This is a genomic window from Rugamonas sp. FW305-51 (genome assembly GCF_058786935.1).
The window spans coordinates 61,131-76,211 of the sequence record NZ_JBYSZG010000029.1 but is presented as its reverse complement, the minus strand read 5'-3'; the positions used below and the strand labels follow the sequence as shown (position 1 = coordinate 76,211).

Below are 15,081 nucleotides of genomic sequence, written 5' to 3'. Positions count from 1 at the left end.
GTGGGTGGGTGGGTGGTGTGCGGTTAGCCGAACTGGCGGGTGAAGCGCAGCGTGCAGGCCACGCCCACGGCCAGGCCCAGCCCCAGTATGCCCGCGATCATGGGCCACAGGCTGAGCAGCCCGGCGCCCTTGAGCAGGATGCCGTAGCTGGCGTTGATGAAATAGTACAGCGGCGAGGCATACATCAGCGCCCGCATCACGGCCGGCATGGCTTCCGGCGGGGTCCAGGCGCCGGACAGGAACATCATCGGCGCCAGGATCAGGATCACCATCATGCCCGCCTGCGCCATGTTGCGGGTGACGGTGGCGATCAGGATGCCGATCCCGGCCAGGGTGCAGATGTAGGCCGTGCAGACGGCAAAGAACAGCAGCAGGCTGCCCTGCACCGGCACGCCGAACACGGGGATCAACAGCCCGAACAGGCCCAGCGCCGTGCCGCACAGGATCACGGCCACCATGGCCAGGATCTTGGGCACCATGATCTGCAAGGGGCCCAGCGGCGATACCAGCAGCTGCTCGATGGTGCCCCGTTCCTTCTCGCGCACCATGGCGGCCGCCGGCAGCAGCATGGAGAACAGCGTGATCACGTTCAGCAGTTCGGAGATGCCCATGAACCAGGCGTCGTTCTGGTTGGGGTTGAACCAGACCCGCACCCGGTTGTCGATCAGCGGACCGTCCGGCGCCGCGCCGCTCAGGCTCAGGCCAAGGCGGGCGGCGGCCGTCTCCAGGCCGTAGCGGGCCACGATCTGGGCCGCGTCCACCGACGTCAGGAAACCCTGCACCGAGTTGGAGGCGTCGATCTGCATCTGTACCGAGGCCGGTTCGCCCCGCGCCAGCGCGGCGCCGAAGCCGGGCGGCACGTCCAGCAGGGCCATGGCCTGGCCCTTGTCGAGCAGGGCCTGGCCCGTGGCCGCGTGGCCGGCGCTGCCGATCTGGCGGAATTCGGGCGCCAGGAAGCGCCCGGCCAGCTCGCGCGAGGCGGCGCTGCGGTCCATGTCGAGCACGGCCAGCGCCGCGTTGTTGAGCTGCAGGGTGACGCCGGCGGCGGCGTTGTAGATGTCGGCCGAGAAGGCGTAGACCACGAACAGCAGCAGCAGCGGGTCGCGCATCAGCTGCACCAGTTCCTTCCACGTCATCACGCGCAGGCGGCGCCACCAGGTTGCATCGGGCCAGAGTCGGAGAGTCGTTGGCGTCATTGTCTTCATGTCAGTTGGCGGGGCGCTTGTGGAAGCCGAGGAAGCCGGCCGTGAACAGCGCCGCCGCGTACAGGGCCAGGATCAGCAGGTCCTGCCATAGCGCGGCCAGGCCGGCGCCCTTGAGGAAGCTGCCGGTGGCGATATCGGCGTAGTACATGCCCGGCAGCAGGTGGGCGATCAGGGCCGCTTCGGCCGACAGCGACGGGATGGGAATGATCATGCCCGAATAGAGCACGGCCGGCACCACCGTCACGATGGCCGTGCCCACCATGGCCGCCACCTGGGTGTTGACCAGCACCGACACCAGCAGCCCGATGCCGGTGGTGCAGATCACGTACAGCACGGTGGCGAACAGGAACAGCAGCGGATTGCCCTTGAACGGCGCGCCGAACAGCAGCAGCGCCATGGCCGTCAGCAGCAGGGCGTTGATGATGGAAATGCCGACATAGGGCGTGAGCTTGCCGACCAGGTATTCGCCGCGCGACAGGGTGGAGGCGTAGACGTTGTAGATGGCGCCCGATTCCTTTTCCCGCACCACGCCCAGCGCCGTCAGGAACGGCGGCGACAGCATCAGGATCACCATGATCAGCTTGGGCGCGATCGACCAGATGCTCTTGACTTCCTGGTTGTACAGGTAGCGCGTCTCCAGCCGCACAGGCTGCAGCAGGGCGCGCACGCTGGCCGCCGGCACGCCGTTGGCGTCGCCCAGCCAGCGGGCCATGCGTTCCAGCGTGGCGGCGGCGTTGATGGCGGCCACGTAGCCCTTGGCCGTCAGCGCGCGGAACGGGAAGGTGCCGTCGATCCAGGTCTGCACTTCGGCCGGGTGGCCGCTGGCCAGGCGCGCGCCGAACTGGGGCGGGATCACGATCACGGCGCGCAGCGTGTTGTTGACCACCAGCTTGTGCAGCGCCTCCTCGTTCTTGCCGTAGCCGTAGAACTCGAAATAGCGGGAGTCGGTGAAGCGGTGCGCGTAGTCGCGCGACTGGGCGCTCTGGTCGTAGTCGACCACCGCCAGCGGAATGTGCTCCACGTCCAGCGACAGGCCGTAGCCGAACAGCAGCATCAGCAGCGATGGCACGATGAAGGCCAGCGCGAAGAACAGCCGGTCGCGCACGATCTCGCGCCACTCCTTGTAGGCGACGACGGCGATGCGGTGCAGGTTCATGTGGCCGCTCCCTGTTTTGGCGATGATTGCGCAGCACCCGTTGTGGCCGCGGCGGCCGCTGTGGCCGCGGCGTCCGACCCGCCGCTCGCCTTGGCCGCCTTGGCGGCGGCGCGGGCCTGGTCGGCCGCTTCCAGCTTGGTGACCAGGTGGACGAACACGTCCTCCATCGACAGGCGGCGCGCGGTGATGGCGTCCGCCTGCAGGCCGTGCGCGGCCAGCAGGGCGTCGAGCCGGGCCAGTCCCGCTTGCGGGTCGGGCAGCTGCAAGTGGATGCGCGAACCGAACAGGGCGGCCTGGCCCAGTCCTTCGGCGCGCAGCATGTCGAGCAGCGGCTGCGGCGCGCCGGTGGCCAGTTCGTACAGCTTGCCGCCGTCGCGTTCCACGTCGGCCTTGAGCTGTTCGGGCGAGGCGTCGGCCACCACGCGGCCCGCGTACATCAGGGCGATGTGGTCGCAGTGCTCGGCCTCGGACATGTAGTGGGTGGTGACGAGGATGGTCACCTTGTCCTCGCGCGACAGGCGGAACAGGATGTCCCAGAAGGCGCGCCGGCCCACCGGGTCCACGCCCGACGTGGGTTCGTCCAGGAACAGCACCTGCGGCCGGTGCAGCAGGGCGCAGCCCAGCGCCAGGCGCTGGCGCAGGCCCATGGGCAGGCTGGCCGCCAGCGCGCCGGCGAACGGGTGCAGGCCGGCCATGTCCAGCACCCAGCCGATGCGTTCGGCCTGCAGCTGCGGCGGCACGGCGTAGATGCCGGCATACAGGCGGATGTTTTCCATCACCGTCAGGTCGAGGTAGAGCGAGAACGCCTGCGACATATAGCCGATGCGTTCGCGGATCTGGCGCCCGGCGTCGCGCATGTCGGCGCCGGCCACGCGGCCACGCCCGTCGCTGGGGCGCAGGATACCCGTCAGCATCTTGATGACGGTGCTCTTGCCGGCGCCGTTGGCGCCCAGCAGGCCGAAGATTTCGCCCTGCGGCACGCGGAAGCTGACGGCGTCGGCGGCCTTGAAGGCGCCGAAAGTACGGGTCAGCTGGTCGGCTTCGATGGCCGGCGTGGCGTCGGGTGCTGCCGTCATGGCGTGCGCCGACGCGGCGCCCGTTGCCGATGCGTTCGTGGCCTGACGGGCGCCAGCGGCGCCAGCCGCCTGCGCGCCCCGCTGGCGCAGCAGCGCGATGAACACGTCTTCCAGTTCCGGCTCCAGCACTTCGCAGGCGTCGTGCGGCAGGCCATCCAGCGTCTGCTCCACCTGCGCCAGCGCGGCGCCGGCATCGTCGCCGTCGACGAACACGCGCAGTTCGCGGCCCAGCGCCTCGGCCTGCGGATAACTGCGCTGCAGCCGCTCCAGCGCCTCGGCCTGGCGGCCGTCGGCGCCGCTGCGCACGATGCAGCCGGCGCTCAGGGCGCGCATGCGCTCGGGCGTGCCGCTGGCCAGCATGCGGCCCTCGTGCATCATGGAGACGCGGTGGAAGCGGCTGGCCTCGTCCATGTAGGCCGTCGACACCAGCGCCGTGGTGCCGTGTTCGGCCAGCAGCCGGTCCAGGATGGCCCAGAACTCGCGCCGCGACACGGGATCGACGCCGGTGGTCGGTTCGTCCAGGATCACCAGCTGCGGCTGGTGGATCAGGGTGCACACCAGCCCCAGTTTCTGCTTCATGCCGCCCGACAGGTTCTTCATGGGCCGGTCGCGGAACGCCTCGAGCCGCGTGCTGCGCAGCAGGCTGTCCTTGCGCCGCGCCAGTTCGTCGCCGCCCAGCAGGCGCAGGCCGCCGAAGTAATCGATGTTCTCTTCCACCGACAAATCGCCGTACAGATTCTGGCCCAGGCCCTGCGGCATCAGGCCGATGCGATCCTTGATGCGCTCGCAGGCCCGCTCGCTGTCCAGGCGCACGCCGAACACGTCCAGCGTGCCGCTGTCGAAGCGCAGGATGCCGGCCACCGCCTTGAGCAGGCTGCTCTTGCCGGCGCCGTCCGGACCGATCAGGCCATAGATTTCGCCGGGCCGCACTTCCAGCTCCACCGCATCGACGGCGCGCACGGCGCCATAGCGCTTGCCCAGGCCGCGCGCCTCGACCAGCAGGGACGGTGCGCTTACCACGTCGGTTTCTGCCATGCCACGTGCTCGTCCCAGCGGATCACGGCGTCGGCCGGCAGGCCGGGCGTGAGGCGGTGGCCGGGATTGGACGCGATGGCCAGCTTGACGGCATACACCAGCTTGACCCGCTCGTCGGCCGTCTGCACTTCTTTGGGCGTGAACTCGGCGCGCGAGGCGATGTAGCTGACCTTGGCCTCATACGCCTGGCCCGGCTGCGAATCGACATACAGCCGCACGGGCTGGCCCAGCTTGACCTTGCCGATCTGGGCTTCCGGCACATAGACCTTCAGGTGCAGCGCGTCCAGGTTGGCCAGTTCCGCGATGGCGCTGCCGGCCTGGATCACTTCACCCGGTTCGCGCAGGCGCGCCACCACCACGCCGGCGGCGGGCGCCACCACCAGCTGGTCGCCGCTGACGGACTGCGCCTCGGCCACGGCGCCGGCCGCGCGGGCTTGCTGCGCCTTGAGCGCCGCCAGTTCCTGCTGGCGCGCGTTGACCTTGTCGCCGCCCAGCGCCGCCTCGCTTGCGCCCTGGCGCGCGCGCACCAGCGTCTCGCGCGCGGCGGCCACGTCGGCCTGGGCCACGTGCCAGGCCAGGTCGGCCTGCTCGGCGCGGTGGCGCTCGATGCTGCCGTGTTCAAACAGTTCGCGGTGGCGCTGGGCGTCGCGCGCCGCTTGCGCTTCCACCGCCTGCGCCTTGGCCAGCACGGCCTGCGCCTGGCTCACGGCGGCGTTGGCGCTGGCCTGGGCCAGCGGCACTTCGCGCCGGGCGATGGCCAGGCTGGCTTCGGCCGATTGCACCTGCGCCTGCACGGCATTGAAGGCCTGGCGCGCCTGTTCCAGCCGGGTGGCGATCTGCTGGTCGTCCAGCTGGGCCACGCCGGCGCCGGCCTTCACGCTGTCGCCTTCCTGCACCAGCATGGTGTTGATACGGCCCGCGAATTTGCTGGCCGCGACGATGCGCTCGCCCTCGATGCGGCCGCTGGCGGCGATCAGGCCGTCGGGCAGGCTGCGCGCGTGCAGCAGGTAGTAGACCAGGCCGCCGCCTGCGGCGCACAGCACCAGCGCGATCACGGCGGGACCCAGGTATTTGCGTTTGTCAGTCATGGAGTGGCTTTCGGAATAGGGATGGGGGTGGCGCAGCAGGGCGGCGGCGGAGGACGGCGCTCACAGGCTGCCGCTGGCGTATTGCAGGCGCAGGCGGGCCAGGGCGCGGTCGTACCAGGCGTTGTCGCGGTTGGCGTAGGCGCCGGCGCGGCGCGTTTCCGCGTCCAGCACTTCGCTGTTGGGGGCCAGCCCGGCGCGGTAGCGCTCGCGCGACAGGTCCAGCGTCTCGTCGGCCTGGGCCAGCGCGGCGCGCGCCACGTCGATGCGGGCGCCCGCTTCCTGCCAGCGCAGCCAGGCCTGGCGTACCTGCAGCTCGATCTTGTCGGCCGCGTCGGCCCGCAGCTCGGCCACGGCGCGCGCATTGGACGCCAGCTGGGCCGATTCGCGCCGCAACTGGCCGCCGTCGAACAAGTCCCACTTGAGGGCCACGCCTATCCACCAGCCCTTGTCCTCGACCAGGTAGCGGTTCTGCAGCTTGCCCCAGCCGCCATTCAAGCCCACTTGCGGCGCGCGCTGGGCGGCCACGCTGTCGGACTGGCGCCGCAGAGCCGTTTCCTGCGCGCCCAGCTGATCGAGTTCGCTGCGCCGGGCGCGGCCCGCCGCGATCATGCTCGCCAGGTCAGGGCCCTGGCCGGCGATGGCCGGCATGCCGGCCTCGGTCCCTGCCGACACGGTGCCGGCGGGGGCCAGTGCCCCGGGCGCCGGCGCGGCCCCGGTGGCTGGCGGTTGCGCCGTTTCATTCAGTTCCGCCAGCTCCGTCGGCGCATCCTGGGCGCGGCCCAGCAGCCGGTTGTAGGCGGCGCCGGCCAGCGCCACCCCGTTGGCCGCCTGCAGCGCCTGCTGGCGGGCGTCGGCCAGCGCCACTTGCGAGGCCAGCACGTCATGCCGGGCCGCATAGCCCTGGCGGTACAGTTGCTCCACATCGTCGGCGTGGCGCGCGATGGCCGTCACATGGCTCACGGCCACGCCGTTCAGGCGCTGGGCCCGCAGCACGGTGACGTAGGCCTCGGCCACGGCCAGCTTCAATTCCTGCCGGCTGAGGACACTGGCGGCGCGGGCCGCGTCCGTCATGGCGCCGGCGGCGGCGATGCCGTGGCTGATGCGGCCGGCCGTGAACAGGGGGGCGCTGAAGCTGACGGCAGCGGAGTAAGCTTCATCCTGCGCGAACGGCAAGCCATTAATGTGCAGGGCCGGTATGGTGATGGCGGCGGCCGGCTCCGACTGCAGCCGGGTGTAGCCGGCCGTCAGGCTGACGTTGGGCAGGCGGTGCGCTTCGGCCGCGGCCAGGCCGTGGCTGGCGGCCGCTTCCCTTGCGGCGGCGGCGGCCACCGTGTGGTCGACCTGCTGTGCGCTGGCCCACGCCTGCTCCAGCGTTTCTAGTGCTATGCTGCGGTTGCACATGGCACCGATTAAGCAGGCGAGGAATGCCTGGCAGCACCTGTGGCGCTGTATGTTCTTGTTTTTCATGTATACCGGAAAGGTTGGTATTGATGCAGTGCAGTGTAGGGGACGGGTCATCCGGCTGTATTTGATCTAGATCAAATACATCAACGTTCGCCACTTGCCATAATGAAAATCAATTCTAGAAGGAGCAATCGTGAACCTGAATGACGCGACCACCCAGTCCGAACCCGTGACGGCCGCCAAGGCCGAGCAGCATCCGGCCTGCTACATGGACGGCCATGGCGTTTCCACCAACCCGCTCGACCTGCGCCTGCAAAGCGCGGTGGCCAAGATCACGGGCGGCGTGTCGCCCATCGCCATGTCGCTGGCATTCCAGGACTGGCTGCTGCACCTGGCCGCTTCGCCCGGCAAGCAGCTGGAACTGCTGGAACTGGCCACCAAGCTGGCCGGCGACCGGGCCGCCATGACGCCGGAGCGGCGCGAAGGCGAGAACCGCTTCTCGGCGCCCGAATGGGGCAGCTGGCCGTTCAACGCGCTGTCGCACACCTTCCTGCAGACGGAGCAGTTCTGGCGCGAGGCCACCAGCGGCGTGCGCGGCGTGTCGGCCCACCATGCGGACGTGGTCAGCTTCACGGCGCGCCAGCTGCTGGACGTGGCCTCGCCGTCGAACTACTTCTGGACCAATCCCGAAGTGCTGCGCAAGGCGTATGAAACCCAGGGCCAGAGCGTGCTCAAAGGCTGGTCCAACTGGCTGCAGGACCTGGGCGGGCGGGGCCAGGCGCCCAAGGACGAGCAAAATTCCTACGAAGTGGGCCGCAACGTGGCCGTCACGCCGGGCAAGGTGGTGTACCGCAACGAGCTGGTCGAGCTGATCCAGTACAAGCCGCAGACGGCCAAGGTGTACCGCGAACCGATCCTGATCATCCCGTCCTGGATCATGAAGTACTACATCCTCGACCTGTCGCCGCACAACTCCATGGTGCGCTACCTGGTGGAGCAGGGCCACACGGTCTACCTGGCCTCGTGGCGCAATCCGGTGGCGGCCGACCGCAACCTGGGCATGCTCGACTACCTGCGGCACGGCGTGTTCGACACGGTGCGGGAAGTGGATCGCCTGACGGGGCAGCCCATCCACGCCGTCGGCTACTGCCTGGGCGGCACGTTGCTGGCCATCGCGGCGGCCGTGTACGGGTCGGGCCGGCACCGCCACGAGGGCAAGCTCAAGAGCGTGTCGCTGCTGGCCGCGCAGACCGACTTCAGCGACCCGGGCGAACTGGGCCTGTTCATCGACCACAGCGAGCTGGCCTTCCTGGACGCCATGATGTGGCAGCACGGCTACCTGGACGGCTCGCAGATGGCCGGCTCGTTCCGGCTGCTCAATTCGCGCGACATGATCTGGTCGCGCATCATGCGCGAATACCTGATGGGCCAGCGCAGCATCCCCAACGACCTGATGGCGTGGAACGCCGACACCACGCGCATGCCCTACCGCATGCACAGCGAATACCTCAAGCACCTGTTCCTCGATAACGACCTGGCTGAAGGCCGCTTCTGCGTGGACGGCAAGGCGGCCGCCGTGTCGGACATCAAGGCGCCCATGTACGTGGTGGGCACGGGGCGCGACCACGTCTCGCCGTGGAAGTCGGTCTACAAGATCCATCTGCTGGCCGACGCGCCGGTGGACTTCGTGCTGGCCTCGGGCGGCCACAACGCCGGCATCGTGTGCGAACCGGGGCACGCCAACCGCAGCTTCAAGTCCATGGCCCACCGGCCGCCCGGCTCGCACTTCATGAGTCCCGACGAATGGCAGCAGACGGCGGAAGTCACGGAAGGTTCGTGGTGGCCCCACTGGCATGCCTGGCTGACCCGCCATTCCTCGCCCGAGCTGGTGCCGCCACCCAAGATGGGCAAGGCCCTGTGCGACGCGCCGGGCCAGTACGTGCTGGGCAAATAGGGCGCCGCGAACGGCGCGCCGGCCGCCCGCGCCGGCGTTGCCAGCAAAAAACTTGCCTTGGCTCCACGGCAAGGGCCGATTTCGCTTACACTGGCGCTTATTGCTCCACGTTCGCCGTCGCCCAGCGCCGTCCCTGCGATCCTGCGCGCCGCCCGTCCGTGGCGCTGCCGCCGCCGCGGCCCCAACGCAGACCATCGAAGGAGCCATCATGCACCACCGTCCGTTCATCGCCCCCATGCTGTTTGACGATCCGGTCGCCGCCTGGGAGCAAGTCAAGACCATCTACGACGGCAGTATCGCCCACCTGCGCGAAGCCATGCGGCGCTTCGTGGCCGGCGATGATGTGGGCGAGCGGGTGCGGGCCTGCTACCCCTTCGTGCGGGTGCATACGGACACGGTGGCGCGCGCCGATTCGCGTCTCTCGTTCGGCTTCGTGGCCGGCCCAGGCACCTACGAAACCACGCTGACCCGGCCCGACCTGTACGCGCAGTACTACCAGCAGCAATTCCGCCTGCTGCTGAAGAACCACGGCAGCCGCCAGTCGGTCCACCTGCAGGTGGGCATCAGCACCCAGCCCATCCCCATCCACTTCTCGTTCGCCGAGCACGAACACATCGAAGGCAGCCTGAGCGCCGAGCGGCGCCTGCTGATGCGCGACGTGTTCGACTTGCCGGACCTGGGCGCCATGGACGACGGCATCGCCAACGGCACCCACGAAACGCCGCCCGGCAAGGCCGAGCCGCTGGCCCTGTTCACGGCGCCGCGGGTGGACTATTCGCTGCAGCGCCTGCGCCACTACACGGGCACCTCGCCGGAACACTTCCAGAAGTTCGTGCTGTTTACGAACTACCAGTTCTACATCGACGAATTCGTCAAGCTGGGCCTGGCCCTGATGAGCGAACCGCTGCAGGACGGGCAGGACGACTATATCGCCTTCATCGAGCCGGGTAACCTCGTCACGCGCCGCGTGGGCACGGCCGCCGAGGCGGGCGACGCGCACGGCGCGCCGTTGCCGCGCCTGCCGCAAATGCCGGGCTACCACCTGATCCGGGCCGACGGCAGCGGCATCAGCATGGTCAACATCGGTGTCGGGCCGGCCAACGCCAAGACCATCACCGACCACGTGGCCGTGCTGCGCCCGCACGCCTGGCTGATGCTGGGCCACTGCGCCGGCCTGCGCAACACCCAGCAGCTGGGCGACTATGTGCTGGCCCACGGCTACGTGCGCGAGGACCATGTGCTGGACGAAGACTTGCCGCTGTGGGTGCCGATCCCGCCGCTGGCCGAAGTGCAGGTGGCGATCGAGGCGGCCGTGGCCGAGGTGACCCAGCTGACGGGCCATGACCTCAAGCGCGTGATGCGCACGGGGACCGTGGCCAGCACCGACAACCGCAACTGGGAGCTGCTGCCGCAGCGCACGCCGGAGCGCCGTTTCAGCCAGAGCCGGGCCGTGGCGCTGGACATGGAGAGCGCCACCATTGCCGCCAACGGCTTCCGCTTCCGCGTCCCGTACGGCACCTTGCTGTGCGTGAGCGACAAGCCCATGCACGGCGAGATCAAGCTGCCCGGCATGGCCAACCACTTCTACCGCGAGCGGGTCGACCAGCACCTGCGCATCGGCATCCGCGCCATGGAAATGCTGCGCGCGCTGGGGGTGGACAAGCTGCACAGCCGCAAGCTGCGCAGTTTTACGGAGGTGGCGTTCCAGTAGCGTGCCCACGGCGGGGGACGCCGGCGCCGCGTCCCGTGCCGGGCGCAGGCCCGCTTTCCGATTATCGGCGCGGGTCGCGGTCGGCAGGCACCTTGATACGGCTGGCTTCGGGCGAGACGCGGAAGCCGTTCCTGACTTCGTGATAGGCGGGACAGGACGGGGCGCCCGTGCCCACCGCCTTGCCGTCCTGGTAGGTGCAGAGCCGGTTGTCGGCATCCTGGGCGGCCGCCGTTGCCGCATACTGGACCACCGCGCCTTGCACGAAGGTGAGGATGAACCAGGGCTCGCCATGCGCGTTCCACATGGTCTGGCAGCCGCTGAACGCGGCAGGCAGCTGGGCCGGAAAAACGAAGAACGGCGAGCCGTGCGTGATCGTCAATGCCGCCTGGCGCGGTGGGGCGGCGAGCTTGCAGGTATCGGGTTCGGCCGCGCCGGCAGGCAGGGCGGTGGCGGTAAGCAGCAGTGCGCCGGCCACGGCGCGGGTAACGGTTTGCAGCGACATCGACATACTTTTTACTTCCCCCATACTGGTTGATGGGCGCCGGGCGCCCGGTGGCAGCTTGTTGGCCGTGCGCTCAGGCGTGGCCGGCGCCGAGCTACGCGAGCCGGTGGTTCGCCTAATGTAGCAGATGCGGGCGGCGTTGCCGTCACTTTTGCACGGTCTGCACGCGCGCGCGACCGTGGCCGCCCTGGTATCGGGCGCGCCGGCCGTTGCCGCGGATCGCGCGGCGGGGCCGTTCACACCAGCTATCGCCGTGCGCCGATTTCTGGCAAACTTGCCCGCTGGCTGGCGCCGGTGTCAGCCGCTGACAAATGAACGCTGACGAAAGGGAGTTTGCATGCAGAAGAGCAGGGTGAGGGTGTGGTCGGGGCGTATCGCGCTGGGCGCGGCGGGGCTGGTGGCGGCCAGTGCGCTGGGCGGCTGGCTCTACCTGCGCGCCAGCATGGCGCAGCTGGACGGCGAACTGCATGCGCCGGCCCTGCATGGCCAGGTCAGCGTGGCGCGCGACGCGCACGGCGTGCCGCTCATCAGCGGAACCGACCGGCTCGACGTGGCCTATGCCACCGGTTTTGTCCACGCCCAGGACCGCTACTTCCAGATGGACCTGCTGCGCCGGGTGGCGGCCGGTGAATTGTCCGAACTGTTCGGTGCCCGCGCGCTCGGTATGGACCGCGCGCACCGGCTGCACCGCTTCCGCGCCCGCGCGGCGCTGGCGCTGCAAGCCATGCCGGCCGCCCAGCGCGCGCTGCTGGACCGTTACGTGGGCGGCGTCAACGCCGGCTTGCAGGGCCTGCGTACCAGGCCGTTCGAATATGCGCTGATCGGCATGGCGCCCCGCCCGTGGTCGCCCGAGGATACGCTGCTGGTGATCTGGGCCATGTATTTCGACCTGCAGGGCGGCCAGGAGCCGCGCGAACTGGCCCGCGGCTGGCTGATGGAACACACTGACGCGGCCCAGCGCGCCTTCCTCGCGCCGTCCGCCAGCCTGTGGGACGCGCCGCTGGACGCGGACCGGCTGGCCGTGGCCGACGCGCCCATTCCGCCCGCGCCGCCGGTCTGGTGGGGCAAACCGCGCGCGCCGAACGCGCCGCAGACGGCGTCGGCCGCCTTCGTCGACATGGTGGGCAGTAACAACTGGGCCGTGGCGGGCAGCCGCAGCGCCGATGGCGGCGCCATCGTGTCCGACGATATGCACCTGGGCATACAGCTGCCCAACACCTGGTACCGGGCCGCCCTGCAGTTTCCGGACGCGGCCGGCGGCCAGCGCCGCGTGGTGGGCGTGACCCTGCCCGGCACGCCGGCCGTGGTGGTGGGCAGCAATGGCCGCGTGGCCTGGGGCTTTACCAATAGCTACGGCGACTACCTGGACCTGATCGCGCTCGACACCGACCCCGCCCACGCCGGCCAGGTGCGCACCCAGGGCGGCTGGGAGACCCCGGCCGTGCACGAGGAGACCATCCTCGTCAAGGGCGCGCCGGCCGACAGGCTGGTGGTGCGCGAGACGTCGCTCGGGCCCATCCGTGACGTGGCCGGACGCCAGTACGCCGTGCATTGGGCGGCCCACACGCCGGCCGCCGTCAACTTCAACGCCTTGCAGCTGGAAGCGGCCAACTCGGTGGAACAGGCGCTGGCCATCGCCCCCACCATGGGCATCCCGGCCCAGAACATGGTAGCCGGCGACGATCGCGGCAACATCGGCTGGAGCATCGCCGGCCCGCTGCCCAGGCGCGCCGCCACGGGCGAGGCGGCCACTTATCCACTGGCGGCGGGCGAGGCGGCCGGCGTGTGGCAGGGCTGGCTGGCGCCGGCCGACTATCCACGCGTGTTCAATCCGGCCGGCGGCCAGCTGGCCACCGCCAACAGCCGCCAGCTGGCCGGCGCCGGCGCGGAACTGATCGGCGACGGCGGCTTCGACCTGGGGGCGCGCACCCACCAGGTGCGCGACGACCTGCTGGCGTTGGGCGCGAAGACGGGCGTGCCGCAAGTGTATGCGGTGGGGCTGGACGACCGCGCCGTGTTCATGCAAGGCTGGCGTGACAGGGCGCTCAAGGCGCTCATGGCCGACAATGGCAAGGCCGTGGCCGGCCATGCCCAGCGCGCCGAGGCGCTGCGGCTGCTGAAGGACAACTGGAGCGGCCATGCCAGCGTCGATTCGGCCGGCTACCGCATCGCGCGCGGCTACATGCACGCGCTGTACGACATCGTGTTCGAGCAGGCCAACGGCGAGCTGGCACGGCTCGACGCCAAATCGAACATGGCCGCCGTCACGTCGCGCTGGCCGGTGGTGCTGGCGCGCCTGCTGGACGTGCAGCCCGCCGCCTGGCTGCCCGCGCCCTACGCCAGCTGGCAGGAAGTGCAGCTGGCCGCGATCGACCGCGTGGTCGCCGACCTGACCAAGGATGGACAGCCGCTGGCGGCTGCCACCTGGGGCCAGCGCAACACGGCCGCCAGCGCCCATCCGTTCAGCAGCGCCGTACCAGTGCTGGGCCGCTGGCTCAAGGTGCCGGCCGACATGCTGGCCGGCGACAGTCACATGCCGCGCGTGGCCGGTCCCACGTTCGGCCAGTCGGAGCGGTTGACGGTGACGCCGGGCAAGGAGGAGCAGGGCATCTTCAACATGCCGGGCGGGCAGAGCGGCCACCCGCTGTCGCCGTACTTCCTCGACGGCCGGGCCGACTGGGTGGCTGGCCGCCAGACGCCGCTGCTGCCCGGCCCCGCCGCGCACACGCTGACCTTCGTGCGTTAAAAAAAACGGCGGGCCGGCGCCAACGCGCGGCCCGCCGTGCCGGCTTACTTCTTCACGAAGCGGATGGCGAACTTGTCGTCCGGCTTGCCGTCCATCTTGAAGAACGGCTGCTCGCGCGGGTCGGACGGCACGCGCAGGTAGTCGCTGGTGCCTTCGACGGCGAAGCCGGCCTTGGTCACTTCCGCCACCAGCGTCGCCTCGTCGATGCGGTGCAGGGTGTTGGTGGCCGACAGGCCGCTGCCGGCCTTGGCCGCGTTGTCGATCACGATGTAGTGGCCGCCCGGCTTGAGGGCATCGTAAATGTGCTTGTTCATGGCCGCGCGGTCGGTCGGCAGGTTGACGATGTCATGGTAGTTCATGATCAGCGTGACCAGGTCCAGCGGCGGCGCGCCGGCCGGCACCGGGTTGTCGAAGCTTTGCAGCACCGGGTGCAGGTTGGCCTGCGGATGCTCGGCCAGGCGCTTTTCCATGGCCGGCGAGGCCTTCTGGGCCTGGGCCCAGACTTCGCCGCCACTGCCCACGGCCAGCGCCAGCAGCTGCGAGGTGGAGCCGCCGCCGGCGGCCACGTCCAGCACCTTCATGCCCGGCTGCACGCCGGTGAAGGCCAGGAACACGGCCGGCTTGCGCTTGGCGTCACCTTTGATGTCGTCGGCCGTGCGCAGCGGGCTGGCGATGATGGCGGCGTACTGGGGGGCGCCGGCGGCGCTGGTGGTGGCTTCGGCCAGGGCGGTGCCCGGCCCGGCCAGGGCGGCCAGGCCCAGGGTAAGCGCGGCGAGAGTCAGGCGTTGCGTGAGTCGAGGATGGTTCATGTGGACGGCCCCTTCAGGTTAGGTTGAATGGCGCGGCGCGTGGCGGCGCCGACCCATAAAATACCCGAAAAGCGGCTGCTATTGTTAAGTCAACCTTAATCGAACGCTAAAACAACGCTGGCAGGCGGGGTGCTCAGTTGATTGATCAGTTGATGCGCTTGAGGCGCTGGCCGTGGATGCCCCACTGGCACGCTTCGCCGTCGACGGTGCCGCACAGGGCCCAGCCGGTGCCGATCTTTTGCACGGTGATCTCCGTTTCCAGTTCGCGCGCCAGCTTTTCGGCCCAGCCCTTGGCGGCGCCCTGGCCCTTGAATAATTCCTTGTCCTCGAAAATGACGGTGGCGTCGAATACGGGAGCGGCAAAGATGGTCATCATGATGTTGTTCTTCGTGTGG

The 15,081-nt window shown here is 69.6% G+C and carries 11 protein-coding genes; 3 read left to right on the top strand and 8 right to left on the bottom strand.

The features are described from left to right. Window positions 1–23 precede the first annotated feature (23 nt). From AC3WOS_RS19155 to AC3WOS_RS19135, 5 genes are read right to left on the bottom strand one after another with little or no spacing between them, the layout of a single operon-like run. A complete protein-coding gene (locus AC3WOS_RS19155; protein ID WP_492717614.1) occupies window positions 24–1,196 on the bottom strand; it encodes an ABC transporter permease in 1,173 nt (390 codons plus the stop codon). A gap of 10 nt (window positions 1,197–1,206) precedes the next feature. Continuing rightward, the gene (locus tag AC3WOS_RS19150) at window positions 1,207–2,361 is read right to left on the bottom strand and encodes an ABC transporter permease (RefSeq protein WP_492717613.1); all 1,155 of its coding nucleotides are present in this window, start codon (window positions 2,359–2,361) and stop codon (window positions 1,207–1,209) included. Beyond that, complete coding sequence (locus tag AC3WOS_RS19145; RefSeq protein ID WP_492717612.1) at window positions 2,358–4,472, bottom strand: ATP-binding cassette domain-containing protein; 2,115 nt, start codon at window positions 4,470–4,472, stop codon at window positions 2,358–2,360. The genes AC3WOS_RS19150 and AC3WOS_RS19145 overlap by 4 nt, the downstream gene beginning before the upstream one ends. Further along, the gene (locus AC3WOS_RS19140; RefSeq protein ID WP_492717611.1) at window positions 4,451–5,560 is read right to left on the bottom strand and encodes an HlyD family secretion protein; all 1,110 of its coding nucleotides are present in this window, start codon (window positions 5,558–5,560) and stop codon (window positions 4,451–4,453) included. The genes AC3WOS_RS19145 and AC3WOS_RS19140 overlap by 22 nt, the downstream gene beginning before the upstream one ends. Before the next feature lie 60 nt (window positions 5,561–5,620). Further along, window positions 5,621–6,961, bottom strand: a complete 1,341-nt coding sequence (locus tag AC3WOS_RS19135) for a TolC family protein (RefSeq protein WP_492717610.1) — start codon at window positions 6,959–6,961, stop codon at window positions 5,621–5,623. A gap of 271 nt (window positions 6,962–7,232) precedes the next feature. Between AC3WOS_RS19135 and AC3WOS_RS19130 the strand changes: the two genes are divergently transcribed. Together AC3WOS_RS19130 and AC3WOS_RS19125 are read left to right on the top strand one after the other, a co-directional pair. After that, window positions 7,233–8,918: a PHA/PHB synthase family protein gene (locus tag AC3WOS_RS19130; protein ID WP_492717617.1), complete on the top strand. Its 1,686-nt coding sequence runs from the start codon at window positions 7,233–7,235 to the stop codon at window positions 8,916–8,918. 208 nt (window positions 8,919–9,126) lie between these two features. Then, window positions 9,127–10,629, top strand: coding sequence for an AMP nucleosidase (locus tag AC3WOS_RS19125; protein WP_492717609.1), 1,503 nt, complete (start codon window positions 9,127–9,129; stop codon window positions 10,627–10,629). A 61-nt stretch (window positions 10,630–10,690) separates the two neighbouring features. On the opposite strand, the gene AC3WOS_RS19120 is transcribed toward AC3WOS_RS19125, so the two are convergent. After that, the gene (locus AC3WOS_RS19120) at window positions 10,691–11,137 is read right to left on the bottom strand and encodes a hypothetical protein (RefSeq protein ID WP_492717608.1); all 447 of its coding nucleotides are present in this window, start codon (window positions 11,135–11,137) and stop codon (window positions 10,691–10,693) included. A 331-nt stretch (window positions 11,138–11,468) separates the two neighbouring features. Here AC3WOS_RS19120 and AC3WOS_RS19115 point away from each other — a divergent pair, with 331 nt between their 5' ends. Then, window positions 11,469–13,877, top strand: a complete 2,409-nt coding sequence (locus AC3WOS_RS19115) for a penicillin acylase family protein (protein WP_492717607.1) — start codon at window positions 11,469–11,471, stop codon at window positions 13,875–13,877. Window positions 13,878–13,921: 44 nt separating this feature from the next. Here AC3WOS_RS19115 and AC3WOS_RS19110 read toward each other — a convergent pair whose 3' ends face one another. After that, window positions 13,922–14,686, bottom strand: coding sequence for a class I SAM-dependent methyltransferase (locus tag AC3WOS_RS19110; protein ID WP_492717606.1), 765 nt, complete (start codon window positions 14,684–14,686; stop codon window positions 13,922–13,924). A gap of 145 nt (window positions 14,687–14,831) precedes the next feature. Next, the gene (locus AC3WOS_RS19105; protein WP_182155893.1) at window positions 14,832–15,059 is read right to left on the bottom strand and encodes a hypothetical protein; all 228 of its coding nucleotides are present in this window, start codon (window positions 15,057–15,059) and stop codon (window positions 14,832–14,834) included. Between the last annotated feature and the right edge of the window lie 22 nt (window positions 15,060–15,081).